The following is a 24,671-nucleotide window of genomic DNA, read 5'->3' on the forward strand; positions in this document are numbered from 1 at the left end:
TGCGCCCATTCCGCTTACAGCCGTGCGGAGACCTCCTTTGCAATGTCCACAACATGGGCGGAGTTCTCAAACAGGGTACTGACGGAGATGGAAGTGGCCATACCGGAAACACTGATGGCGCCGATGATATCGCCGTCCGCGTCCAGCAGCGGCGCCGCCACGCAGCGGGAGCCGATGTGATTCTCCTCGTCGTCGATGGCAAACCCGCGCTTTTTGGTCAGAACCAACTCGTTTTTCAGCAGCACGGGATCGCAGATTGTATTGGTGCAGACCTTTTTCAGCGGTCGGCCCTCGATGATGGTCTCAAGCTGCTTTTCAGGAAGATAGGCCAGGATGGCCTTTCCCAGGGCGGTGGCATGCAGATGGTCGCTCATACCCACGCCGTTGCCGCCGTTCTCCTGCGGGACAACATCCAGATAGACCCCGGCGCTGCCCACCAGGATCATCAGGTTGGTCACACAGCCGGTGATCTCGTGCAGACGCACCAGGTAGGGATGGGCAATGCCGCGCAGGTCGCTCTTCTCCGTGATGTGGCTGTACACATCCACAATGCTTCTGCCCAGCTTATAGTAGGAGCCGTTGCTCAGCTTCTCCACATAGCCGTAGTCGCACAGCACCTGCAGCATCTTATAGGTACTACTCTTGTTGATTTCAGTCCGCTCGGAAATCGCCGTCAGGCTCAGCTTCTTATAGGAAGACGCCAGCACCTCCAGGATGTCCATTGCTTTTGCCACGGTTTTAATAAGATCAATCCTCTCTTGTCAGAAATTCGTGGTTTCCATACAAAAACCAGCAGGAAATATTTACCTGCCCATTGATTATATATGAATTGACAAAAAAGTAAAAGTGATTTGTCCTCCCTTTGTTGTTTCTTTATTTGAAATCAATTATATCATAAGTTTCTAAAAACTCAATAGTTTTTTTATTAAATTATCTAAAAAGAAATATTCGGTGAAAAGTTTTTCAAAAAATGTGTTGACAGCAGGAAAATGCGGTGCTATACATAAATTAAGAAATGATTTTTCATAATCGTTTCTTAATAAGAAATATCCTCAAAAATTGAAATCATCTTTAGGAGGGCACGCAACATGGAAGGCACTGTAAATTTCGCTGAGATGCGGGAAAAGCTCTATTCGGCAGTCATCGTAGACGTTCTGGACACCCTGGGGTATCGGAACCAGGCAATGCGCGGGGATATCCGTCCTCTGGACCAGCGGGACATTGTCGTGGGCCGGGCCTTCACCGTCCTGGCCACCGACGTCTATGAGATTCCCGCGCATCCCTACAAGATGGAACTGGAGGCCTGCGACCACCTGAAAAAGGACGACGTGCTGGTGGCCACCACCAACGGCTCCACCGCCAGCGGCTTCTGGGGCGAACTGCTGAGCACCGTGTGCATGGTGCGGGGCGCCAACGGCGCCATCATCGACGGTCCCACCCGCGACACCCGGAAAATCCGCAGCATGGACTTCACCGTTTTCGCCCGGGGCATGAATCCGCTGGACTCCAAGGGCCGCACCGACGTGATCGCCTACGACGTGCCCATTCTCTGCGGCGGTGTCCAGGTCAAAACCGGCGACATCATCTTCGGCGACTACGACGGTATCGCCGTCATCCCCCAGGAGGTAGAGGAGGAGGCCTTGAAAATGGCCTTTGAAAAGGTCTCCGCCGAAAACGTGGTCCGCGACGAGGTTCTCCGCGGTGTCAGCGCCACCGAGGTCTACGAGAAATACCACATTCTCTGAGCACAGGGAGAACCGGCTGTCCCGATTGCCCGGCGGGGACAGTATCTGAATAAAATGGGAGTGAAGCATATGACACAGGAGTACCTGTTCCACTATTTTCCCAGCTATACAACCGGCCCCCAGGCCTATGACCGGCTCGGAGAGGTCTGCCTGCCCTTCGGCACGACGACGGTTGTGGTCGGCGGTCACCGGGCCATGGCGGCGGCAAAGCCCGCGCTGGACGCGGCGGCGGCAAAAAGCGGCATCCATATTCTGGAGTACATCTGGTACGGCGGCGAGGCCTCCCTGGAAAACGCCCAGATGGTGGCCGACAACGGCAGCTTTCAAAAAGCTGACATGTGCTTTGCAGTGGGCGGCGGCAAGGCTCTGGACACCGGAAAATACGCCTCCCGCCTGATTGCGCAAAAGCCGGTGTTCACCTTCCCCACCATCGCCGCCACCTGCGCTCCGGCCTCCGCAGAGTCCATCATGTACTACCCCTCCGGCGAGGCCAGGGACACCTATCAGCTGGGGCGGCCGGCGGAGCACGTGTTCATCAACACCCAGATCATCGCCGAGGCACCCGACCTGTATCTCTGGGCCGGCATCGGCGACACGATGGCCAAGCACTTTGAGACCTCCAGCTCCGCCCAGGGGAAAGCCCTCACCTACAAGCAGGCCCTGGGGGTGGAGATGGGTGTGATGTGCTACAAACCCCTGGTGCAGTTTGGCGCGCAGGCCATTCAGGACTGCAAGAACAACACCGCCTCCAACGCCTTTGAGCAGATCGTCCTGACAAACATCATCACCACCGGCGCAGTCTCCGGCATGGTGGGCGGCACGATCAACACCAGCATCGCCCACTCTCTCTGCTACGGCTTGACGATCCTGCCGCAGGTGGAAAAGCATCATCTCCACGGCGAGATTGTCTCCTACGGCGTGCTGGTTTTGCTGATGGTGGAGGACAAGAAGGACATGGTGGAAATCCTCTGGCCGCTGTACAAAGCCATCCGCCTGCCCACCCGGTATGCCGATCTGGAAGTCCGGCGGGAGGAGCTGGAGGCCGTCATCACCAAAACGCTGAGCGTGGAGGACATCACCTTTGTCCCCTACGAGGTGACCCGGGAGATGCTGATGACCGCCATCGAAAAACTCGAGACGTACAACGAGACCCACTGACTGCTTCCACCCAATCACAAGAAAGGCTGGTCACTCTATGAAAAAAGCGTTCGCACTTCTTTTGACACTGACGATGACCCTTTCTCTGGCTGCCTGCGGCAGTTCCCCCCAGCCCGGTTCTGACTCCTCCAATCCCTCCGGAGGCGGCGCCTCCGGTTCCGGCGGGGAAACCGTCAAGCTGGTCTTTGCAACCGGGTCCTCCCCCCTGCAGACCTCCACCGCCGCCGTGCTGAGAATGGCCGACACATTGGCGGAGCTCTCCGGCGGCACCATGGAGCTGGAATGCCACACCGACGGCGCCCTGGGCGAAGAAGACGCCCTGGTGGATGCCTGCAGCATGGGGACCATCGACATGATCTTCTGCGCCGCGGCGGCGCTGGAGGGCATTATCCCCCAGTACCAGCTGATTGACCTGCCCTTTTCCTTTGCCACCAAGGAGGAGGCCTTTGCGTTCCTGGACGGGGATGTGGGCAATTACCTCTTCCAGCTGACGGAGGAGAAGATGGGGATGCACGGCCTGGTCTATCTGGAAAACGGCCTGCGCTGCTTCTCCAACAACGTCCGCCCCATCACCTCTCCCGCCGACATGGTGGGTCTGAAAATGCGCTGCATGTCCAGCCAGGTGTATATCGACATGTACAGCGCGCTGGGCGCCTCCGCCACGGTTATTCCCTACGGCGAACTCTATACCGCCATGCAGCAGGGCGTCGTGGACGGCCAGGAAAACCCCCTGGGAAATATCTACTCCATGCGGTTCTATGAGGTGCAAAAGTACATCACCGTGGACAACCACGTGTACGACCCCGATATCCTCTTCATCAACAGCCAATCCTTCGCCAAGCTGACCAGCCAGCAGCAGGCGTGGCTGGAACAGGCCGCCGCCCAGGCTTTGCAGGAGTCCCGGGACAACCTGGGCTGCATGACGCAGCAGGAGTACATCGACTTCTTCCGTGAAAACGGCTGCGAGGTCACTGAGCTGACGCCCGAGCAGCACCAGCTCTTTGCCGAGGCCACCAAGGACGTCTACAAGAACTTTGCCGACAGCATCGGGGAAGAGGGCATCAACCTCTATCTGAAGGCCACCGGCAGGGCATAATCCCTCTCTTTGAAACGCGCAGGGGGCCTTCATCGGAAGGTGAAGGCCCCACTTAAAAGGAAAGAAGGGATTTCATATGAAAAAATTTCTGACAGGCATTCAGGAACATCTGGAATTGGTCATTGGGTCCGTCTGTCTCTGCATCTCGCTGATCATCGGCTTTTTGAATGTGGTGACGCGGTATGTGTTTTCCTACTCCGCCCCCTGGGCCGAGGAGTTCCTGCGATACCTCTGCTACTGGATGTGCTTCGGCGGAGCCGCCCACGCCTTCCACATGGGCGCAAACGTGGGCGTGGAATTCGTCGTCGGCAAACTGGGTCCCAGGGCCGGCAAGGTCATGGAAATCCTCATAAAGCTCGTCACCATCGCCTATTTCCTTCTCATCGTCGTCTATGGCTGGCAGATTGTCCTCAATAAATATCACCTGGGCCAGGTCTCCCCGGCCGGTCACATTCCCGTGTGGATTCCCTACTTTGCCCTCCCCTTCGGCGGCGTTCTGGTGGTCATCCGGCTCTGCTGCGACATCTACCAACTTCTGAAGGGGACCGGCCAAAAGGAGGACACGCTCTCATGACAATCGCTATCATCACGTTTTTGTCTCTCTTCTCCTTTATTCTCATCGGCATCCCCATCTCCATCGCCATCGGACTGGCAAGCCTGGTGGGCTTTCTGGTCAACGGGACGTCGCTGCTGCAAATGGTCAGCACCGTCGCCTCCGGCGTGGACTCCTTCACCATCTTGGCCATCCCCTTTTTCCTCTTCTCCGGTACCATCATGGAGAAGGGCGGCATGTCCCGCCGGATCGTCCAATTCGCCGAATCCCTGCTGTGCTGGATGAGCGGCGGCCTGGGCCACGTGGTCGTCATCGCCTCCATGTTTTTTGCGGCCCTCTCCGGCTCCGCTCCCGCCACCTGCGCCGCTATCGGCTCGGCCATGATCCCGCAGATGAAGAACAAGGGTTATCCTGCGGAGTTCTCCGCGGCGCTGCAATCCGTTGCTGCCACCATCGGGCCAATCATCCCGCCCAGCATCGGCATGATCGTGTACGGCGTCGCCGCAGGCGTCTCCATCGGCAAGCTGTTTGCCGCCGGTATCCTTCCCGGCATTCTCTACGGCATCGCGTTGATGCTCACCGCCGGCAGCATCTCCAAAAAAGAGCACTTCGGCTACAAAAAGCCGTTTTCCGCAGGTGAGGTATGGCGCTCCTTCAAGGATGCCATCTGGGCGCTGCTGGTCCCCGGCATCATCCTCGGCGGCATCTACACCGGCGTCTTCACCCCCACAGAAGCAGGCGCAGTGGCCGCCGTCTACGCCATCGTGGTATGCCTGTTCATCTACAAGGAATTGGACCTCAAGGAGCTGCTCCACACCTTCGGGCAAGCCGCCTCCAACACCTCCATGGTGCTGATGATTCTGGCCTGCTCCACCGCCTTCTCCTGGATCATCACCTCTGCCGGCATCGGCAAGCTGCTGGGCGGCTGGTTCATGCATATCACCACCAATCCCACCATCTTTATGGCCCTTGTTGTGGTGCTTCTGCTGTTCATGGGATGCTTCCTGGACTCCAACGCCATCATTTTGATCATCACGCCGGTGCTGGCCCCTGTGGCCACCGCCCTCGGCATTGATCTCGTCCACTTCGGCATCGTGATTGTCATGGTCACCTGCCTTGGCATCTCCACGCCCCCAGTCGGAGAGAATCTCTATATCGCGGCTGGCATTGCCGGCGTGAAGTTTGAGTCCATGGTGCCCTACGTCATCAAGTTCGTCATTGCGGCCACCGTCATCTGCCTCCTGGTGGCATTTGTCCCCCAGATTTCCATGTTCCTGCCCAATCTGATCTATTGAGCGGGAGCACCCGGCAGCCCTTTGCACCGCCGCAGGTACAGACTTCCTCCAATGCAAAACACAGCCGGACCCGTCCCATGCAGGGATAGGTCCGGCTGTGTTCATCTACGCAGTTTCCCCCGCCGCCCCGGCGGCACAGCGGGCGCGGTCGCTCACTGCAATGCCTGCTGGACGCTGGCGCGGATTTTATCCGTCAGGGCGGCGTACTGGGCCAGCTCCTCCCCGGTGAGGCCCGCGGTCCGGGCCTGCTCATAGTCGCCCCGGGCGATGGCGATGTCCGCCAGGACGGCCCGGGCCGCCGGGGCGCAGCAGAGCCGCACCTGCCCCCGGACCGTCTTGCCGTCCTCGTCCTCCACGGCCTCCGATTGCAGCAGCTCCCGGGCGGACAGCCGCTGCAGCGCCAGGGCCAGGGCGCTGCGGCTGAAGCCCAGCACCTCCGCCAGGTCCTTCCGGGTGCCCAGCCAGGCCGACTGGCTGAGATACAGCAGCACCCAGACGTCCTGGAGGGCAAGGTCGTACTTCAGCGCCACTGTCTCCAGGTATGCCTCCAGCAGCTTCCGCTCCCGGAAGGCGTCGGACAAAATGCCCCGGCCCAGCAGCGCCTGGGGCGACACGCTGATCCGCTCGTCCCCCAGCTTCCGGGACCCGGGCAGGATGGCCGGCGGCACCGCGCCGTCCCCAGCGGCGTCCACCAGGAAGCGGTACACCTTCAGGCGGCTGCGCTCATACTCCTCGTCGTCCAGCACCGCCTTGAAAAAGCGGTTGTAATAGTCGAACACCAGCAGCTTCATGCGGATGGTCTTGGGGATGCTCATATACTGGCTGGCCAGGGAGCCCTTGGTCTTGACATAGTAGTAGATGGGCACCTGCATGGCGCAGAAGGTCTCCGCGTGGCGGATATACTCCAGATTGAACATGAAGTCCTCGCACCAGCTGATCTCCGGGCTCATCCGCAGGTGGTGCCGCTCCACGATCTCCCGGCGGTACAGCTTGTTCCACAGCACGCCGTAGTAAAAATCTGCGGGCCGCTCCATCATGTGGGCGGCATACTCCTCCCGGGTGAGGACCCCGTCCTCCTGGATGTCCCCCTTGTGGGAGACCCGGTCCCCCACCACCCGGTAAAAGTCGGAGATCACCAGGTCGCACCGGTGGGTCTCCGCCGCCCGGACCAGCGCCTTGGTGGCGTCCTGGGTGATCCAGTCGTCGCTGTCCAGGAACTGAAGGTAGGTGCCCCGGGCCTGGGAGAGGCCCAGGTTCCGGGCCTGGGAGACGCCGCTGTTCTCCTGGTGCAGCACCCGCACCCGGGCGTCCTGCTCCGCGAAGGCGTCGCAGGCGGCGCCGGAGCCGTCCGTGCTGCCGTCGTCGATCAGCAGCAGCTCAAAATCGCCGTATTCCTGGCTCAGAATGCTCTCCACACAGCGGCCGATGGTCTTTTCCGCGTTGTAAACCGGGACGATGATGCTGACCGTGGGGCTCATGGCCGCCCTCCCTCTTCCGCGCCCTCCGCGGAAATGTGGACCTGGACGCCGTTGACCTCCACGCCCTCCTCCGCCCGGATGAGAATGTACCTGGCGCCGTCGATGACCCGGGTCTCCACCAGGTCTCCCCGGCCGGGGGTCACCCGGATGGTGACGTCCGGCGTCCGCAGCTCCAGCTGTTTGGTGTCCACCAGGTTCCGGGGGCTCAAGTCCGCGCCCTCGCCGTAGGCCCCGTCGTACTGCGCCTCGAAGGCCTCCACCCGCTCCGCCTCCACGCCGCAGTTTTGCAGCACCTGTCCCACGGTGGTCTTGGACACGGTGAGGGGGCTCTCCTCGTGGTTTTCCCGGTGGGCCTCGATGATGCCGCACAGCCGCTCATGGACCGCCTGGACCACCTGATAGCTGCACGCCTCGGAAAGGGTCTCCCCCAAAATGGTGTGGAAGGTCTCCTGCTGCACCGCCGCGGGCATGGGGGCCGGGGCGCGGAACACCGCGTCTACGAAGGCCTCCCGGGTCTGGGCGGTGTCCCGGGTGTAGAGGAGGGCGTTGTAGAGATTGGTGCTGCGCTCATCGAAGGCGGGGAACAGAAAGCCCGTCTCCGGAGCCGACACCACCCAGTCCGCCGCCAGGGTGCGGAATTGGTTTTCATAGACAAAATAGCTCAGCGCCTCCTTGGTGAGCTTCACCGGGCAGACGCTGCACAGGATGTACGAAAAGACCTCGCTGCCGGCGTCGTCCTGCCGGGCCCCGTCCTTGGAGCGGTAGGGCACGTCGTAGGCGTCGTGGGCCAGGAGAATCAGGTAGTTCCCCTCCAGGTCCAGGCTGTCGATGGCCTTGCGGAAGAAGGTCTCCACCGCCGCATCGTCCCGCAGCTCCGAACTGCGCAGGTCCATCAGCAGCCGGTGCTCCTCCCCCTCGGCCACCTGTCGGGTCTCAAAGGCGATGTCCAGCAGGTTCTTGCCCGGGGTGCCGGACAGGGTCTTGCGCAGCGTGGCCAGCAATTGACCGCTCTCCTCCTGGCTCATCAGGGCCAGGGACTGGTCGAACTGGGAGATGATCTCCCGTTTTTCATTCACATAACATCCCCGCACATGGGTGATGTTGCTCTTCTCCGCCCGAAAGCGCCGGCGGAGCTCCGCGATTTCCTTTTCAGTCATAGCTTCCTTTCCTCTTCCCTCAAACCGGACTGTCGGTGGCGGACTCCCGCCGGACCAAACGGTAGACCCGGACGTACATGCCGATGACAAACACCACGAACACCGCCGTGGCCGCCCCGCCGATCATGGCGCAGGCGTCGTAAAACCCGTGGAGGAACACGGCGGTGAGATAGCCCCGCCACAGGTTCCGCCGGGCGCCCGCCCCATCGCCCTCGTTTTCCAGCAGCCGGGCCCGGCCGTAGAACACGCCCATGAACACCGCGAAGGACATGTGCCCCGGAATGGCGCACAGCGCCCGGGGCAGCGCCACGGACAGTCCGTATTGCAGCACGTACTGGATGTTCTCAAAGGCGGCGAAACCCAGAGAGACGAACACCGCGTAAACGATGCCGTCAAAGCGGTAGTTGAAATTATCGTCCCGCCAGGTGCGGCGGTACAGGAAGGCGAATTTCATCCTCTCCTCCACCAGCGCCACCACCAAAAAGGCCAGCAGGATGGTGTATACCGGGCTGCCGGGGTCCACCAGCAGATAGAGAATCCGCTCCCCCAGTCCCTCCAGCACACCGGCGCACAGCGCCGCCGCCACCCCCAGAACCAGCAGGGACACCAGCAGTCCCGGCGGCTCCTTCTCCACGGTGTCGTTGCGGTAGATATACCGCAGCAGCAGCGCCGCCGGCAGGACCGCGGCCAGGATGTAGACAGACAAAATGGGCATCAGGGGCATCATCCAGAACATAGGGCACGCTCCTCTCTCCGCCGGGGCGCCGGGCGTCCGCCGGTCATTTCAGTATACCCCAGGTCGAAAAAGAAGGCAACCACAAAAGCGGCGGGGCATCTGCCCCGCCGCTCACAGCCGCCTCAGCAGGCGGAAGCGGTTTCCTTCCACCTCCAGAATCCCCTCCCGCCGCATCTTGCTCAGCTCATGGGACAGCGCGCTGCGGTCCACCCCCAGGTAGTCCGCCAGCTGCTGGCGGTTGTAGGGCGCGGTGAAGGCGCCGCCTCCGGACTGGGCCGCTCCGTCGGAGAGGTAGGAGAGCAGCCGCCCCCGGATGGTCTTGGGGGCGGTGTGGAACATCCGCCGGGAGAGGGTCAGGTTCTTCTGGGCGGAGATGGCCAGCAGATTTTTCACCAACCGGGCATGGTGGGCACAGGCGCTGGAGCAGACCGTCAGCAGGCGGCTCACGTTCAAAAACAGAATCTCCGCCGCCTCCGCCGCCACGGCGCTGACCAGCAGCGGCACCCCCGCGCAGGCGTAGGTCTCGCCGAACACCTGGCCGGGGCCGATCCGGTCCAGAATGCTCTTGTTGCCCCAGAAGTCGTCGTTTTCCACGCAGACGCTCCCCGTCAGCACCACGCCCAGGCACAGGGTGGTCTCCCCCGCCCGGAGCACCGCCGCCCCCTTCGGGTACCGCCGCACCTGCGCCCCCAGGCAGTCCAGCATGGTCTGCACCTCCCCGGGAGCGGCCCCCCGAAACAGCGGCGTCCCCGCTAAAAACTCCGTGTCCATTCCGTATCCCCCCTTCCCTGTCCGGGCTCACACCGTTCAGGATGCCCCAAACGTCCAGTTTCTCCCGCAGCGAGTGCCTTACAGCCGCGAACACCCATGCTGATAGTCGAACACCACCAGGCCGCACGCCTTACAGAGAAAGCCGGGAAAGTCCGTGCCGGTAAAGGCCTTCCGTGCAATCATCACGTCCCCCTCCTCCCTGGAATTCAGGGAGAGCTTGTGTCTCGTCCGGTTCAACGCCACCAGCGTTCCTGTCTGTAAGAATCCGGAGGGCATGTCCGCCCCGCACTTCGGGCAATCCATATCCGATGGCTCCTTCCGCTCTGCTCACCCTTTCAAAGTCGCTTCTCCAGCCGCCACGGAACCGGGCCGCGGCCCCGCCTGGCCCCCAAGTCGTCAGCGCGGACCATTCCGGGCGGTACTCAAGCCCTTCTCCGCAAAACGCCTTCCGGGCCGCTTCTCCGGCCGCTCCGCCTGCCTATCGTACCACACCGGGCGGCTCCGCTCAAGGCCATAGGCCAAAACCGGCGGATTTTCCGCGGGGACGCCGCCGGCGGCTTCTCTTTTCCCCGATCCTGTGGTATGATGGGGCGGGAAAGGAGCTGACCCCATGGAACAGGAACACAAGCGCCGCGTGCGCTACAAGGGCACCCATCCCCGGAACTACCGGGAGAAATACAAGGAGCTCCATCCGGAGCAGTACCAAGCCGACGTGGAGAAAATCCTGCAAAGCGGCAAAACCCCCGCCGGGATGCACATCCCCATCCTGGCGGAGGAAATTCTGGAGATTCTGTGCATCCAGCCGGGACAGACCGGCTACGACGCCACCCTGGGCTACGGCGGCCACACCCGGCGGATGCTGGAGCAGCTCCAGGGCCGGGGGCACCTGTACGCCACCGACGTGGACCCGGTGGAATCGGAGAAAACCCGGGCGCGGCTGGCGGACCTGGGCTACGGCCCGGAGATTCTGACCATCCGGCGGATGAACTTCGCCGACGTGGACCAGGTGGCGCCGGGCACGGCCTTTGACTTCGTGCTGGCGGACCTGGGGGTGTCCTCCATGCAGATCGACAACCCGGAGCGGGGCTTCACCTTCAAGTACGACGGCCCCCTGGACCTGCGGCTGGACCCCACCGCCGGGGTCACCGCCGCCCAGCGCCTGCGGGAGCTGGACCAGGAGGAGCTGGCGGCCCTGCTGGCGGAGAACGCGGACGAGCCCCACGCCCAGCGCATCGCCAGGGCGGTGGCCCAGGTCTTCCGGCGGGGCGGCACCGTGGAGACCACCCGCCAGCTGGCCGCCCTCATCGAGGGCGCCCTCTCCTTCCTCCCCGCCGGGGAGCGGAAGGAGGCGGTGAAGAAATCCTGCCAGCGGACCTTCCAGGCCCTGCGGATCGACGTGAACAGCGAGTTCGAGGTGCTGTACGCCTTTTTGGACAAGCTGCCGGGGGTGTTGAAGCCCGGCGGCCGGGCGGCGGTGCTGACCTTCCACTCCGGAGAGGACCGGCTGGTGAAAAAGGCCTTCCAGCAGCACCTGCGGCAGGGGCTCTACGCGGAGATTGCCCAGGAGGTCGTCCGTCCCTCCGCCGAGGAGTGCTTCCGCAACCCCCGGGCCAAGTCCACCAAGCTGCGCTGGGCCGTCCGCGCCGGAGAGGAGGACCGCCCATGCTGAGCGACGAGACCATCCGCCGGGTGGTGCAGTTCCGGGACGACCGGGACTGGCGGCAGTTCCACACCCCCAAGGACCTGGCCATCTCCCTGAGCCTGGAGGCGGCGGAGGTGCTGGAGCTGTTCCAGTGGAGCGGCGGCGACCTGGAGTGCCTGTCCCGGCGGGACCGGCTCCGGGAGGAGCTGGCGGACGTGCTGAGTTACTGCATTTTACTGGCGGACGTCTGCGGCTGGGACCTGGACGAGCTCATGAATGAAAAAATTGCCAAGAACGGGGAAAAATACCCAGTGGAAAAGGCCCGGGGCAGCGCAGCCAAATACACCCAGTGGCAGCCGAAAGACCCCGGGAAGCCGTAACGGAGTCCCGCGCCGGGGCGGCCCGCCCAAAACAAAAGAGACGGCCTACGGGCCGTCTCTTTTTGCTTTGCAGTGGAAGTCTCACCGGACCCCGGCGGGGTCCCGCTCCTCCTCTTTGGCCGCCTTCTCTTTCCGGGCGGGCTTTGCCGGGGGCAGCGTCCGCCAGTAGCGGCTGGTGCGGTGGAACAGCGGCTCGCAGACGCACAGGATGGCGGGCATCAGGAACAGGCTGATGAGAGCGGACACCAGGGCCCCCCGGGCCAGCATCACGCACAGGTCCCCGATGAGGTCGATGGAGGAGACGAAGGACACCCCCAGCGTGGCGCAGAACAGCACCAGGGCGCTGGTGATGATGGAGGCGTCGGAGGTGTCGGCGGCGATGCGGATGGCCTCCATCCGGTCCTTTCCGTTTCGCAGCTCCTCCTGGAACCGGGACGTCATGAGGATGGCGTAATCCACCGTGGCTCCCAACTGGACGCAGCTGATGATGGTGGGGGCGATGAAGGCGATCTGGGCGCCGGTGAAGTAGCAGAAGCCCTCGTTGAGGAGGATGGCCAGTTCAATGGTGGCCACCAGCACCGCCGGCACGGAGATGGACTGAAACACGATGGCCACGATCAGGAAGATGGCGGCGATGGAGATATAGTTGGTAACCTGAAAGTCCACGGCGGTGGTGTCGATCAAATCCCGGTACATGGCGCCCTCGCCGGTGATCATGGCCTCCGGGTCATAGGTGCGGAGGATGGCGTCCATCCGGTCCAGCTGCTGGGCCACCTCGTCGGTGGCGGGCTCGTAACTGGAGTTCACCATCATCAGCTGGTACCCCCCCTGTTTCAGCATCTCCTTCACCGCGTCGGGGATGAAGAAGTCGGGGATGCCGGTGCCCAGCATGGCGTGATAGCTCAGCACGGAGGTGACGCCGGGGACCTCCTCCAGCTGGTTTTCGATCTCATTCATGTCGGTGGCGGTGATGTCGTCCCGCAGGATGACGAAGTGGGACACCGCCATGTCGAAGCTGTCCTTCAGCTTCTCGTTGCTGACGATGGAGGGCAGGTCCCGGGGCAAGGATTCATCCAGCTTGTAGTAAATCCCGGCGTGGCTCTCGGAGTAGAACGCGGGCAGGAACAGCACCAGGGCCAGCACGGTGAAGGCCACCCGGTGCCGCAGGATGAAGCCGTTCACCCGGTCGAAGCTGGGGATCAGGGTCTTGTGCTGGTGCCTGTCGATCTGCTTGTCAAGCAGCAGCACCAGGGCGGGCAGCACGAAGATGACGGAGAGCACGCCCAGCACCACGCCCTTAGCCATGACGATGCCGATGTCCCGCCCCAGGGTCAGCCGCATGAAGCACAGCGCCAGAAACCCGGCGATGGTGGTCATGCTGGAGCCGGACAGGGAGCGGAACGCGGCGATGATGGCCTGGGTCATGGCGTCCCGCGGGTCCTCGTACAGCGCCCGCTCATCCCGGTAGCGGTGGTAGAGGAAGATGGAGTAGTCCATGGTGACGCCCAGTTGCAGCACCGCCGCAATGGCCTTGGTGATATAGGAGATCTCCCCCAGGAAGATGTTGCTGCCGAAGTTGTAAACAATGGCGATGCCGATGTTCGCCAGAAACACCAGGGGCAGCACCGTGGATTCCAGCGTCAGGGACATGGCCACTAGAGCCAGCAGCACTGCCAGACCCACGAAGAGGGGCAGCTCACTGTCCATCAGATCTCGGGTGTCCTTGATGACCACGGAGAAACCCGCCAGGAAGCACTTCTCGTTGCACACGGAGCGCACCTGCTCGATGGCCTCCATGGTCTCGTCGGAGGCGCCGGGGTGGCTGTACTGGATGATCAGCATGGTGGCGTCACCGGAGAAGAACACATCCCGGAAGCCGGCGGGAATCATCTCCGTCGGAATCTGGATGCCCACCAGGTTGCTCAGCCACACCGCGTTGGACACGCCCGGCACCTCTTTGATGGCCTGCACCAGGTCGTTGGTGTACCCGGCGGGCATCCCCTCCACCACCAGCATACTGGTGGCCGCCATCTGGAAGGGCTCCTCCAGCAGCTGCTCCCCCTGGGAGGAGGGCAGGTCCTGGGGCAGGTAGGAGAGGATATCGTAATTGATGCGGGTGGCCACGAAGCCCAGCGCCGCGGGAATCAGCAGCAGCACCGCCGCCAACGCCACCAGCCGGGGCTTCCGGGTCAGCCCGTGAGCGATTTTTTCAATCAAGGGAGCACACCTTACCTTTCAGCCGTTCCATGGTCTCAGTGGAAAATCCCGGTGATGGCGGCCCAGAAATCCCGGAACATCTGGCCCACCCGGCTCCAGAAGGTGCCGTTGTCCCCCGCCTTCTTCTCCGTCTCCGGCTCCTCCGGCTCCTCCACCTTGATCTCCTGGGAGCGGATCAGGACCTGGATGCTCTGGGGCGAGCCGTTCCGGGCGTCCGTCAGGGATTCCGCCTTGGCGGTGGCGTCCATCATCAGCAGGTTATCCACGTCGCCGGTGTGGTCGTTCCACAGGTCCTCGATGATGTCCGTCATGGCGTTTTTGGAGGACTGGATGCTGCCGGAGGTGGCCATCACGTTGGCAGTGCGCCGCAGGACGGTGGCCAGGGATTCCAGCGTCTGGCGGGTGCCGTCGTCCAGTTGGGAGCCGGTGCGCCGCAGCAGGTCCTCTGCAGTGCCGATGAGGGAGGCGGTGTCCGCCACCGCGGCGGAGGCGGTGACGCTCAGGCCGCTGACGGTGGACAGGGTCTCCTGCAAGGTGGGCTCATAGTCGTTGAGGAGATCCCGCAGCCCGTCGGCCTCCGTCAGCAGGCTGCGGATCTTGTGGGAGGCGCGGCGCAGGGCCTTGGTCATGTCCTCGGCGTCCTCCATCAGGTCGGTGATGTCGTCCAGCCGGCCGCAGAGGTCCGCCAGGTCCCCCACCAATGCGGCGGTGGGCTTGGCGACGGCCTCCATGGCGCCGGTCAGCTCTTTTTTGATGGAGTTGATGGTGGAGACGGTGCTGTCCAGGCCGTCGGTGATGAGGTCGATGGCGGCGCCGCCCACGGTGCCGCTCTCCTCGCCGCCGCTGCCGGAGGAACCGGAGTCCCCGGTGGGGTCGCCGTCCCCGGTGGACGAGCCGTCCCCGGCGGTCCCGCCGTTTCCGGAGGCGCCATTGCTCCCGGAGGACGAGCCGTCCTCGGCGGGGTCGTTGCGCACCATGGCGGCATATAGGGTCCGGGTCTCCTCCTGGGTCCCGCTGTCCTCCTCCAGTTTTCCGCTGCTATAGACGATCCAGAGGTCGTTCATCTGCTTGGCCTGGCTCTTGGTCACGCCGGGCAGCTGCTCGCAGAACTGCTGGAAGGTGGCACCGGACTGGGCATAGTCCCGGAGCGATTTCAGCGCCTGGGCGGACTGCCAGTAGGCGTACTGCTCCGGCAGCAGCTCCGCGGCCACATCCGCGGGGATGTTCACCAGCTGCATCAGCTGCCCCGCCAGGGCCTCGGCCTGGCTGTCGCTGGCGGCGGTGCCGTTGATGACCAGCATCTGCTCCATGAAGGACTGTAAGTCCGCGGTCTCATAGGCCTTGTGGACGGCCTTCACCCGCTTCACCAGCACCCGGCTGGAGGGGGTCTCCTCTTCCTCCCCGCCGGAGCCGCCGCTGATGCCGCCCAGGGCCCGCTGAAGGCTGTTGAGGCTGCCCTTCAGATTGGCGGCGGCCGTCAGCAGGCGCCGGACGTCGCCGGTGCCGTCCTCCAGGTTCTCCAGGGCGTCCTCCAGATCGGCCAACTGCTCCCGCAGTTCCAGGGCGGTGTCCGCCATAGTGTTCAGCGTCCCCTTGGAGTCCGTCACCAGCTGGCTCAGGGCCCGGACCTGCTCCGCCACCGGCTCCAGCTGGGCGGCCAGGTCCTCCAGATCTCCCCGCACCAGGCCGGTGCCGTCATATAGGGCGCCTTTGCCGTCGGAGAAGGTACCCCGGGCCTGGTTCAGCAGATCCAGCCCGTTGGCGGAGGCGTTCAGGCTGCCGGTCAGGCCGTTCATGGCGGACAGCAGGTCGTCCAGGCTGCCGGAGAGCCGGTGGTAGTCATCCTCCAGCTCGTCCTTCTTCTGGCTCAGGTCCGCAATCTGCTCCAGCTGGCTCAGCGTGGCGGGAACCATCAAAAAGGTCATGCCGCCGAAGGAGAAGTCCTCCGCCCCCACCCGGATGGTGAAATGCTGCTCCTCCCCCGGCAGGGCCAGGAACAGCACCGCCCGCAGGTTGCCGATCAGCTGCACCTGGGCGCCGGGGGCCTCCAGGGACAGGATATCGTCCTGGTTGAACATGGCCATGGCCTCCAGGGTGTAGTTGTTCCGGGCGTATTGGCTGGCGCGGTCGTTGGGCACAATATCGATGAGAATCTCCACCACGCCGGTCTTGCCCGCCAGATCCTCCGCCTTGGTGGGCACGCCGTTGAGGGTGTAGTGCAGGGAGAGGGTCCAGGGCAGGTCCTGGAAGGGCTTCGTGGTCTTGCCCTCGAAGTAGAAGTGGGTGGGCGCCTTCTTCCCGTCGAAGGAGAAGGTGGTCTCGCCGCCGGAGGTGGCGGGCAGGGTACCGTCGGTGAGGTTCACCACATCGTCGTATGTACCGTAATCCGTCAGGGAGGCGGCGCCGTTGAGGATGTAGCTCTTCACCACGCTGCCCTCCGTCAGGTTGCCGTAATAGTCCAGCGTGGCGTAATACGCCTCGTCGAAGGTTGGCGCCACGCCGTCTCCGATGGGCTCCGCCGCCACCGCTGTCGTCCCGCAGGCCCAGACCAGCGCCGCAGCCAGTGCCAGCGCCGTCACACGGCGGCTTTGGGAGAGGATACGGGTCTTGGATACCATAGAAATTGCCCCTTTCATTTATAGACAACCGTACGATAACAAAAAATTGTTGATTTATTTCTTGAACCAGATTATAATATAGCCAGCGGCAAAAAGCAAGGGGCAGATAGACAGATTTGTAAATTTGTTTTATAATGGCTTTCGAGTGACGGACAGGAGGAGACCTCATGGAGAAGAAACAGGAGGACCGGCGGTTCCGCAGGTCCCAAAAGCTGCTGAAACAGGGCCTGCTGGAGCTGATGGGGGAAAAGGCCTTTTCGGACATCTCCATCCGGGACATCACGGAGCGGATGGACCTGAACCGGGGCACCTTTTACCTCCACTTTCCCAACACCACTGCACTGCTCAAGAGCATTGAGACGGACATGCTGGAGGAGGCCCAGACCCTCATCGACGCCCACATGGCGGAGACCGTGGAAAAGGGGAGCCTGCGGCCGGTGTTTGAGCCCATTCTGGACTACGTGGTGGAGCACCGGGAGCTGTGTCTGGCCCTGTTTATCAACAACTCCACCAGCAACTTCACCGACCGGCTCTACGAGCTGATCTGCCGCAACGGCACCAGCCTGGTGGAGACCTGGTATCCCGCCGCCTCCCGGGAGCAGCTCTCCTACCTGCTCAGCTTCATCACCTACGGCCTCATCGGTCTGATGAAGACCTGGTTTGACCAGGAGATGCACCTGCCCAAGGCCATCCTCACCGCCGCCGCGGACCGGATGGTGACCGGCGCGGCGGACCACCTGCTGGACTCCCCCACGTAAAAAAAGACCGGACAGCGATGCTGTCCGGTCCTTTTTTATTGTCTTTCGGCGGGCCTCACACCTGGTAGCAGCCGCCGCCGATGAATTCCCGCATCAGGGAGGTCCGGGGAACGTCGTCGGCGGGCACCGGCAAAAAGTAGCTCAGGAATTTCAGCAGGCGCTTCGCCTCGATGTACTCGTCGCAGTCTCTGGGCACGTGGAACAGCAGCGGCTCCACGTAGGACTTCAGCAGGGCGGTCTCATACACCAGCGCCGAGTTGAAGATCACCTCCGCCCGGTCCTGGAAGGGGAAGATGTTCTGCTCCTCCCCCCGCCGGACGGAGGGCCACATCCGGATGGTATCCCGGGCGCTGTACCCCCGGGTCCTGGCGTCCCGCTCAATCCGGCGCAGCAGCCGGGCGTCCGTGGTGGAGATGAAGTTGTGGTCGTCCACATTCAGGGTGGTCAGGCAGCTGATATAGACCTGGTACTTGCTCTGCGCCGGCAGCGCGTAGGAGAGCTTCTCGTTCAGGCAGTGAATGCCCTCGATGACCAGGATATCCTGGGGCCCCAGGGTCAGGTAGTCCCCGTTGTACTCCCGGACGCCCTTCTTGAAATTGAACCGGGGGATCTCCACCGTCTCGCCGTTCAGCAGCCGGGTCATGTCGGCGTTGAACTGCTCCACGTCCATGGCGCCCAGGCTCTCAAAGTCGTACCGGCCGTTTTCATCCCGGGGGGTCTCGGAGCGGTTTTTGAAGTAGTTGTCCGTGGCGACGGCGTGGGGCCGCATCCCGCACGCCAGAAGCTGGGTGGACAGGCGGTGGGAGAAGGTCGTCTTGCCGGAGGAGGAGGGGCCGGCGATCATGATGAAGCGGACGTCCCGGCGGGCCGCGATCTTCTCCGCCAGGTCGCCGATCTTCTTCTCCATGATGGCCTCCTGGGTCAGAATCATCTGGGTGGACTCCCCCTGGGAAATAATCTCGTTCAGCTCGCCCACGTTGGAAATCCGCAGCAGCTCCGCCCGCTGGGTGGCGTCGTAAAGCTCCCGGAACACCTTGGCGGAGGGCAGGAATTCCCCCAGCCGGCTGGGGTCCTTCTGGTCCGGCAGCCGCAGCACAAAGCCCTCCTCAAACATCTGCAGGGCAAAGCACCGCAGGTACCCGGTATCCGGCACCATATACCCGTAAAAATAGTCCACAAACCCGTCCAGGGAGTAGACGTTGACGCGGGAGTTGACACGGAAGCGGAGCAGCCGGGCCTTGTCCTCCATCTGCCGCTGCTGGAACAGTTCCACCGCCTCCTCCGTGTTCATCGACCGCTTCTGAATGGGCAGCGCCTGCTGGGAGAGCTGCCGCATCCGGGCCTCCACCCGGTCCAACAGCGCCTGGTCCAGCGCAAAGGCGCCCTTTGCCCGGACGAACAGGGCATGGCTGACAGAGTAATCCACGAAGAGGCGCTCTACGTTCTTCTCCCCGGCCACGTCGTAAAACGCCTTCAGCATCAAAAACACCACGCTGCGCTGATAGGTCTGCATCCCGGGCTTCTCCTCCGCCGTGACCATCTTCAGCGTGCAGTCCCTGTCCAGCGTCTTATGTAATTCACAGAGCTTGCCCTCCCGGTTCACCAGCAGGATGTCGTGGGCATACCGCGCCTGAAAATCGGCGGCAATGGTCCGGTAAGCCGTCCCCCGGGGATAGAGGTATACCGCGCCGTCCACCGTGACATTCACCATCTGTTCTGCATTTTCCATCGAATAGCCTCCTCATTTCCGCCACCGCAGGGGTGTCTTCACGCCGCGCTCCGGGCCGCGGCGTCTCCGCACAGGCCGGCCGCCCGGAGGGGTTCTCTCTCCGGCCATATGCTCTATCATACGGGCTTTTCGCCCGTATTGCAAGAGAGAAGCGCCCCGCCCCCGGCCGCCAGGGCCAAAAAAGCGCCGGCGCCCAGAGGCCCCGGCGCTTTTTTCGATATTCCCGCATCTCCCGTCCTCACTCGGGGCGGAACCCGGCGGAGCGGGTCCGCCTCGAAAGCGAAGAAACACCCCATCCGGCTAAGAAGCCTCGCCCGCAGGCGGGGTTTCGTGCCAAGCAGGCCGTTCCCAAGCAGCCACCACCGGGCAAACTCGACCTTCGCATCTCCCGTCCTCACTCGGGGCGGAGCCCGGCGGAGCGGGTCTGCCTCGAAAGCGAAGAAACACCCCATCCGGCTAAGAAGCCTCGCCCGCAGGCGGAAATTCGTGCCAAATGGGGTGTTTCTGAGCTGGCAGCGGGTGAAGGATCGAATTGTGCCGGGATGGTTTTAGGCTGCCGCACTCTGTGTCACCGGATACCCGCAGATACTGCCATTCAAAGTCTTTTAGAAAATATGATATTGAATGGTATTGGACCGTATTGACCGATACTGCCGCGGTAAGGGTCAGGATAAGGGGCAACGAAAAGGAAAACAGAAGGTGCGGCGTGGTGATGTTTTACCCAGCCACACCTTCCTGTCGAGCGGTCATTCGCTTTGTCCGGCAGGCTCCTTATTCTTTCCCCTGGAGCACGTCGACGCCGGACTCGCCGGTGCGGATCTTGACAATGGCCTCCACATCGTAGACGCATATCTTACCATCTCCAACATGGCCCGTCTTGCGTGTTATGGTAGCACTCGGGAAAGGTTTTATTCGATTTCTCCATGTGTACTCCGATTTTTTGGCAATCATCCGATCTTCTGATCTTTTTGATTTTTTGTATGATCCAATGAGGCTGTGTCATCTGCAGCCGACGGTGCATCCCCCTCGTCCCATTCAGGTATGAAACCTCCCCCGTCGATGAAATGGCCGATCTTTCCCATGACCCCAAAACCCAGTACGCCAAGATAAAGGAATCCGCCGATCAATACCAATGCTTCCATAATGCGCCTCCTCACTGTCATTCTACCGCAGCGGGCCTTTGCGTGAGGTTAACGTCTGAGAGCTGATGTTAAAACGGTATTAATGTCAGGAGAGACGAATCTTCCTATTTACAAAACCTTAATAAGGGCGCCAGTTTCTCAAATGGCACCCTTATTTTTTTGGCGCTATACTCCGAATGTCAACAGACGAAGGAGGAATTATCATGGGAATCGTATTAGGCGGCGTCGGCGTCCTGACGGTGCTGGTCCTGGTCTACTTGAGCTGGGTGCTCTTGAAAGGGGATGAATGAAATGAACGGTGTTTTGCAAGCCGTCCTCTATTTGGTGATTTTAGTCGCCCTGGCCATTCCGCTGGGGAAGTACATCGGCAAGGTCATGAACGGGGAGCGCGTGTTTCTCTCCCGTATCCTCTCGCCCTGCGAGAAGGGGATCTACAAGCTCATGAGGATGAACGGCGAGGAGGACATGGGGTGGAAGAAGTACGCTCTATGCGCGGTATTCTTCAACCTGTTCGGACTCATCGTCCTGTTTCTGATCCTGATGTTCCAAGGCGTCCTGCCGTGGAATCCACAGGACTTTGAGGGGTTGAGCTGGCACCTGGCCCTGAACACAGCCATCAGCTTCGTCACCAACACCAACTGGCAGACGTACTCCGGCGAGGTGGCCCTGTCGAACTTCTCCCAGGCCATGGGCCTGACGGTGCAGAACTTCGTCTCCGCCGCCTGCGGCATCGCGGTGCTGTTCGCCATCATCCGCGGCTTCATCCGTAAGAAGGCCACCGGCATCGGCAGCTTCTGGGTGGACCTGACCCGCAGCGTCCTGTACATCATGCTCCCCATCTGCCTGGTCACCGCGATTGCCCTGGTGGGGCTCGGCGTCCCCCAGTCTCTGGGCGGGAACACCTATGTGGACCTGGTGGAGCCCATCGCCGCCGACGCGGACGGCAACGTCCTCACCGGCGCGGAGATCGACCTGGACACCAACACCGTCACGGTGGACGGTGAGCTCGTGGAGGGGGCACAGATCATCACCAAACAGGTGCTGCCGATGTACCCCCAGGCCAGCCAGGTGGCCCCCAAGCAGGCCGGTACCAACGGCGGCGGCGTGGTGGGCACCAACTCCGCCCACCCCTTTGAAAACCCCAACGGCCTTACCAACCTGATCGAAATGACGCTGCTTTTGCTCATCCCTGTGGCCCTGTGCTTCACCTTCGGGCGCAACGTCAAGGATCAGCGCCAGGGCGTCGCCATCTTCCTGGCCATGTTTATTATGCTGCTCGCCGCCCTGGGCGTGATCTACGCCAGCGAACAAGCGGCCACCCCTGTTCTGGAACAAAACGGCCTGGTGGACACGGCTTTGGGCAACATGGAGGGCAAGGAGACCCGGTTCGGCGTCGTGACCTCCGGTACCTGGGCGGGCTTCACCACGGCGGCCTCCAACGGCTCGGTCAACTCCATGCATGACAGCTATACCCCGATGGGCGGCATGATCCCCATGCTGCTGATGATGCTGGGCGAGGTGGTGTTCGGCGGCGTGGGCTGCGGTCTCTACGGCATGATCGGCTTCGTGCTCCTCACCGTATTCATCGCCGGGCTCATGGTGGGCCGCACACCGGAATACCTGGGCAAGAAGATCGAGCCCAGGGAGATGCGTATGGCCGTCCTCATCTGCCTGGCCACCCCCATCGCCATCCTGATTGGGTCGGGGATCGCGGCACTGCTGCCCTCCACGGCGGCCGCGCTCAACAATCCGGGCGCCCACGGGCTGTCCGAGGTCCTCTACAACTACGCCTCCGCCGGCGGCAACAACGGCTCCGCCTTTGCCGGCATGGGCTGCGACACGCCCTTCCTCAACACCAGCCTGGGCCTTGTCATGCTCTTCGTCCGCTTTGTGCCCATGCTGGCCGCCATCGCCATTGCCGGAAGCATGGCCGCCAAAAAGAAGGTGGCCCAGAGCGCCGGCACCCTCTCCACCTGCAACGCCATGTTCGTGTTCCTGCTCATCCTCATCGTGCTCATTGTGGGCGCCCTGAGCTTTTTCCCCGCCCTGAGTTTGGGTCCCATCGCGGAGCTTACCCAAATGCTGGGCTTGGGCTAAGAAAGGTAGGTGTCAACCATGTCTAAGAATCAAAATGCCTTCGCCGCGAAGGATTTGATGGGCAGAGCGGTCAAGGACTCCTTGATCAAGCTCTCTCCAAAGGACCAGATCAAAAATCCCGTCATGTTCCTGGTCTATCTCTCCGCGATCCTGACGACGGCGCTCTTTCTCCTCTCGCTGGCAGGCGTCTCCGAAAAACTGGTCTCCAGCGGCTTCATCCTCGCCATCGCCGTCATCCTGTGGCTGACCGACTTGTTCTCCAACTTCGCCGAGGCCATCGCCGAGGGCCGGGGCAAGGCCCAGGCCGACTCCCTGCGCTCCTCCAAGCGGGACGTGACCGCCCACAAGCTGTCCGACCCCTCCGACCACGGCAGCGCGGTCGATGTCCCCGGCGTCTCTCTCAGGAGGGACGACTGCTATATCGTCTCCGCCGGGGAGCAGATCCCCGCCGACGGCGAGGTGGTGGAGGGGGCGGCCAGCGTGGACGAGTCCGCCATCACCGGCGAGTCCGCCCCCGTGATCCGCGAGGCGGGCGGCGACCGCTCCGCCGTCACCGGCGGAACCACCCTCCTCTCCGACCACCTGGTCGTCCGGGTGACCCAGGAGCCCGGCGGCTCCTTCCTGGACAAGATGATCGCCATGGTGGAGGGGGCCAACCGCAAAAAGACCCCCAACGAGATCGCCCTGCAGATCCTGCTGGTGGCTCTCAGCCTCATCTTCGTGCTGGTCACCGCCTCCCTCTATTCCTATTCTGTATTTTCCGCCGGGCAGGCGGGCATTGATAACCCCACCTCGGTGGTCTCCCTGGTAGCCCTGCTCATCTGCCTGGCGCCCACCACCATCGGCGCCCTGCTCTCCGCCATCGGCATCGCCGGCATGAGCCGCCTCAACCAGGCCAACGTGCTGGCCATGAGCGGCCGTGCCATCGAGGCGGCGGGGGACACCGACATCCTGCTGCTGGATAAGACGGGCACCATCACCCTGGGCAACCGCCAGGCGGCCGCCTTCCTTCCCGTGGACGGTGTGACGGAGGCGGAGCTGGCCGACGCGGCCCAGCTCTCCTCCCTGGCCGATGAGACCCCAGAGGGGCGCTCCATCGTGGTGCTGGCCAAGGAGAAGTTTGATCTCCGGGGCCGGGAACTGGGGGAGCAGAACATGAGCTTTATCCCCTTTACCGCCCAGACCCGCATGAGCGGCGTGGACTACAAGGAGGGCCAGGTCCGTAAGGGCGCCGCCGAGGCGGTGCGGGCCTGGGTGGAAGGCGCCGGTGGAGTTTACAGCAGACAGTGCGCCGAATTGGTAGAGGAGGTGGCCCGCCAGGGCGGCACTCCTCTGGTGGTGGCGAAGGACCACAAGGTTATGGGCGTCATCCATCTAAAGGACATTATCAAGGACGGCGTGAAGGAAAAGTTCGCGGACCTGCGCAAGATGGGCATCAAGACCATCATGATCACCGGCGACAACCCCGTCACCGCCGCCGCCATCGCCGCCGAGGCGGGCGTGGACGACTTTTTGGCCGAGGCCACGCCCGAGGCCAAGCTGGAGATGATCCGCAAATACCAGTCCGAGGGCCATCTGGTGGCTATGACCGGAGACGGCACCAACGACGCCCCCGCCCTGGCCCAGGCCGACGTGGCCGTGGCCATGAACTCCGGCACCCAGGCGGCCAAGGAGGCGGGCAACATGGTGGACCTGGACTCCAGCCCCACCAAGCTCATCGACATCGTGCGCATCGGCAAGCAGCTCCTGATGACCCGGGGCAGCCTCACCACCTTTTCCATCGCCAACGACATTGCCAAGTACTTCGCCATCATCCCGGCCCTCTTCATGGGCCTGTACCCCGGCCTGGGGGTCCTCAACATCATGGGCCTCCAGAGCCCTCAGAGCGCCATCCTCTCCGCGCTGATCTACAACGCCCTCATCATCGTGGCCCTGATCCCCCTGGCCCTGAGGGGCGTCAAGTACCGGGAGGTGCCGGCCGGCAAGCTGCTCTCCCACAACCTGCTCGTCTACGGCCTGGGCGGCATCGTGATCCCCTTCGTCGCCATCAAGGCCATCGACCTGATCGTGGCCCCCCTGCTGGGCGTACTGTAGCCATA

20 protein-coding genes and 1 pseudogene are annotated in these 24,671 nt (G+C 62.6%); 10 read left to right on the forward strand and 11 right to left on the reverse strand.

Annotation, left to right across the window (positions count from 1 at the left end):
- Nucleotides 1-14: 14 nt before the first annotated feature.
- Nucleotides 15-734: an IclR family transcriptional regulator gene (locus tag QZS21_RS01750; RefSeq protein ID WP_295579500.1), complete on the reverse strand. Its 720-nt coding sequence runs from the start codon at nucleotides 732-734 to the stop codon at nucleotides 15-17.
- A 354-nt stretch (nucleotides 735-1,088) separates the two neighbouring features.
- On the opposite strand from QZS21_RS01750, the gene QZS21_RS01755 reads away from it, so the two are divergent.
- The 5 genes from QZS21_RS01755 to QZS21_RS01775 all read left to right on the forward strand — a co-directional run bounded on the left by QZS21_RS01755 (nucleotide 1,089) and on the right by QZS21_RS01775 (nucleotide 5,847).
- Nucleotides 1,089-1,745, forward strand: a complete 657-nt coding sequence (locus QZS21_RS01755; RefSeq protein ID WP_295579502.1) for an RraA family protein — start codon at nucleotides 1,089-1,091, stop codon at nucleotides 1,743-1,745.
- Nucleotides 1,746-1,814: 69 nt separating this feature from the next.
- Complete coding sequence (locus QZS21_RS01760; protein ID WP_295579504.1) at nucleotides 1,815-2,903, forward strand: iron-containing alcohol dehydrogenase family protein; 1,089 nt, start codon at nucleotides 1,815-1,817, stop codon at nucleotides 2,901-2,903.
- Nucleotides 2,904-2,976: 73 nt separating this feature from the next.
- Entirely contained in the window at nucleotides 2,977-3,999 is a 1,023-nt protein-coding gene (locus QZS21_RS01765) for a TRAP transporter substrate-binding protein (RefSeq protein ID WP_295579507.1), read from the forward strand.
- A 76-nt stretch (nucleotides 4,000-4,075) separates the two neighbouring features.
- Nucleotides 4,076-4,573 (forward strand): TRAP transporter small permease, encoded by a 498-nt coding sequence (locus QZS21_RS01770; RefSeq protein WP_295579509.1) that lies wholly within the window; start codon nucleotides 4,076-4,078, stop codon nucleotides 4,571-4,573.
- Nucleotides 4,570-5,847 (forward strand): TRAP transporter large permease, encoded by a 1,278-nt coding sequence (locus tag QZS21_RS01775; RefSeq protein WP_295579512.1) that lies wholly within the window; start codon nucleotides 4,570-4,572, stop codon nucleotides 5,845-5,847. The genes QZS21_RS01770 and QZS21_RS01775 overlap by 4 nt, the downstream gene beginning before the upstream one ends.
- A 152-nt stretch (nucleotides 5,848-5,999) precedes the next feature.
- On the opposite strand, the gene QZS21_RS01780 is transcribed toward QZS21_RS01775, so the two are convergent.
- The 5 genes from QZS21_RS01780 to QZS21_RS01800 all read right to left on the reverse strand — a co-directional run bounded on the left by QZS21_RS01780 (nucleotide 6,000) and on the right by QZS21_RS01800 (nucleotide 10,292).
- Nucleotides 6,000-7,325 carry a glycosyltransferase gene (locus tag QZS21_RS01780; RefSeq protein WP_295579514.1) on the reverse strand — a complete coding sequence of 442 codons (1,326 nt, stop codon included), beginning with the start codon at nucleotides 7,323-7,325 and terminating at the stop codon, nucleotides 6,000-6,002.
- Nucleotides 7,322-8,482 carry a DUF4317 domain-containing protein gene (locus tag QZS21_RS01785; protein WP_295579516.1) on the reverse strand — a complete coding sequence of 387 codons (1,161 nt, stop codon included), beginning with the start codon at nucleotides 8,480-8,482 and terminating at the stop codon, nucleotides 7,322-7,324. Before QZS21_RS01785 ends, QZS21_RS01780 begins: the two co-directional genes overlap by 4 nt.
- Nucleotides 8,483-8,501: 19 nt before the next feature.
- Complete coding sequence (locus tag QZS21_RS01790) at nucleotides 8,502-9,218, reverse strand: PrsW family intramembrane metalloprotease (protein WP_295579518.1); 717 nt, start codon at nucleotides 9,216-9,218, stop codon at nucleotides 8,502-8,504.
- 111 nt (nucleotides 9,219-9,329) lie between these two features.
- Nucleotides 9,330-9,989: a Crp/Fnr family transcriptional regulator gene (locus QZS21_RS01795; protein WP_295579520.1), complete on the reverse strand. Its 660-nt coding sequence runs from the start codon at nucleotides 9,987-9,989 to the stop codon at nucleotides 9,330-9,332.
- A 78-nt stretch (nucleotides 9,990-10,067) separates the two neighbouring features.
- Entirely contained in the window at nucleotides 10,068-10,292 is a 225-nt protein-coding gene (locus QZS21_RS01800; RefSeq protein ID WP_295579522.1) for a PF20097 family protein, read from the reverse strand.
- A 307-nt stretch (nucleotides 10,293-10,599) separates the two neighbouring features.
- On the opposite strand from QZS21_RS01800, the gene rsmH reads away from it, so the two are divergent.
- Both rsmH and QZS21_RS01810 read left to right on the forward strand, forming a co-directional pair.
- On the forward strand, nucleotides 10,600-11,658 hold the full coding sequence (rsmH, locus tag QZS21_RS01805) for a 16S rRNA (cytosine(1402)-N(4))-methyltransferase RsmH (protein ID WP_295579524.1): 1,059 nt from the start codon (nucleotides 10,600-10,602) through the stop codon (nucleotides 11,656-11,658).
- Nucleotides 11,652-12,011, forward strand: coding sequence for a nucleotide pyrophosphohydrolase (locus QZS21_RS01810; protein WP_366557570.1), 360 nt, complete (start codon nucleotides 11,652-11,654; stop codon nucleotides 12,009-12,011). The genes rsmH and QZS21_RS01810 overlap by 7 nt, the downstream gene beginning before the upstream one ends.
- An 81-nt stretch (nucleotides 12,012-12,092) precedes the next feature.
- Here the strand turns inward: QZS21_RS01810 and QZS21_RS01815 are convergent, their stop codons facing one another.
- Together QZS21_RS01815 and QZS21_RS01820 are read right to left on the reverse strand one after the other, a co-directional pair.
- On the reverse strand, nucleotides 12,093-14,228 hold the full coding sequence (locus QZS21_RS01815) for an RND family transporter (protein ID WP_295579527.1): 2,136 nt from the start codon (nucleotides 14,226-14,228) through the stop codon (nucleotides 12,093-12,095).
- A 35-nt stretch (nucleotides 14,229-14,263) separates the two neighbouring features.
- On the reverse strand, nucleotides 14,264-16,846 hold the full coding sequence (locus QZS21_RS01820) for a hypothetical protein (protein WP_295579529.1): 2,583 nt from the start codon (nucleotides 16,844-16,846) through the stop codon (nucleotides 14,264-14,266).
- A 167-nt stretch (nucleotides 16,847-17,013) separates the two neighbouring features.
- Between QZS21_RS01820 and QZS21_RS01825 the strand changes: the two genes are divergently transcribed.
- A complete protein-coding gene (locus QZS21_RS01825) occupies nucleotides 17,014-17,604 on the forward strand; it encodes a TetR/AcrR family transcriptional regulator (protein WP_295579531.1) in 591 nt (196 codons plus the stop codon).
- Nucleotides 17,605-17,659: 55 nt separating this feature from the next.
- Here QZS21_RS01825 and QZS21_RS01830 read toward each other — a convergent pair whose 3' ends face one another.
- The 3 genes and pseudogenes from QZS21_RS01830 to QZS21_RS01840 all read right to left on the reverse strand — a co-directional run bounded on the left by QZS21_RS01830 (nucleotide 17,660) and on the right by QZS21_RS01840 (nucleotide 20,475).
- Complete coding sequence (locus QZS21_RS01830; RefSeq protein ID WP_366557571.1) at nucleotides 17,660-19,333, reverse strand: nucleoside kinase; 1,674 nt, start codon at nucleotides 19,331-19,333, stop codon at nucleotides 17,660-17,662.
- Nucleotides 19,334-20,104: 771 nt separating this feature from the next.
- A pseudogene (locus QZS21_RS01835) lies at nucleotides 20,105-20,209 on the reverse strand (P-II family nitrogen regulator); the annotation flags it as partial.
- 71 nt (nucleotides 20,210-20,280) lie between these two features.
- The gene (locus QZS21_RS01840; protein ID WP_295579533.1) at nucleotides 20,281-20,475 is read right to left on the reverse strand and encodes a hypothetical protein; all 195 of its coding nucleotides are present in this window, start codon (nucleotides 20,473-20,475) and stop codon (nucleotides 20,281-20,283) included.
- Nucleotides 20,476-20,766: 291 nt separating this feature from the next.
- On the opposite strand from QZS21_RS01840, the gene kdpA reads away from it, so the two are divergent.
- On the forward strand, nucleotides 20,767-22,572 hold the full coding sequence (kdpA, locus tag QZS21_RS01845) for a potassium-transporting ATPase subunit KdpA (RefSeq protein WP_295579536.1): 1,806 nt from the start codon (nucleotides 20,767-20,769) through the stop codon (nucleotides 22,570-22,572).
- 18 nt (nucleotides 22,573-22,590) lie between these two features.
- The gene (gene kdpB, locus QZS21_RS01850; protein WP_295579538.1) at nucleotides 22,591-24,666 is read left to right on the forward strand and encodes a potassium-transporting ATPase subunit KdpB; all 2,076 of its coding nucleotides are present in this window, start codon (nucleotides 22,591-22,593) and stop codon (nucleotides 24,664-24,666) included.
- Nucleotides 24,667-24,671: the final 5 nt, after the last annotated feature.

This window comes from uncultured Oscillibacter sp. (genome assembly GCF_900544955.1).
Classification (GTDB): Bacteria; Bacillota; Clostridia; order Oscillospirales; family Oscillospiraceae; genus Oscillibacter.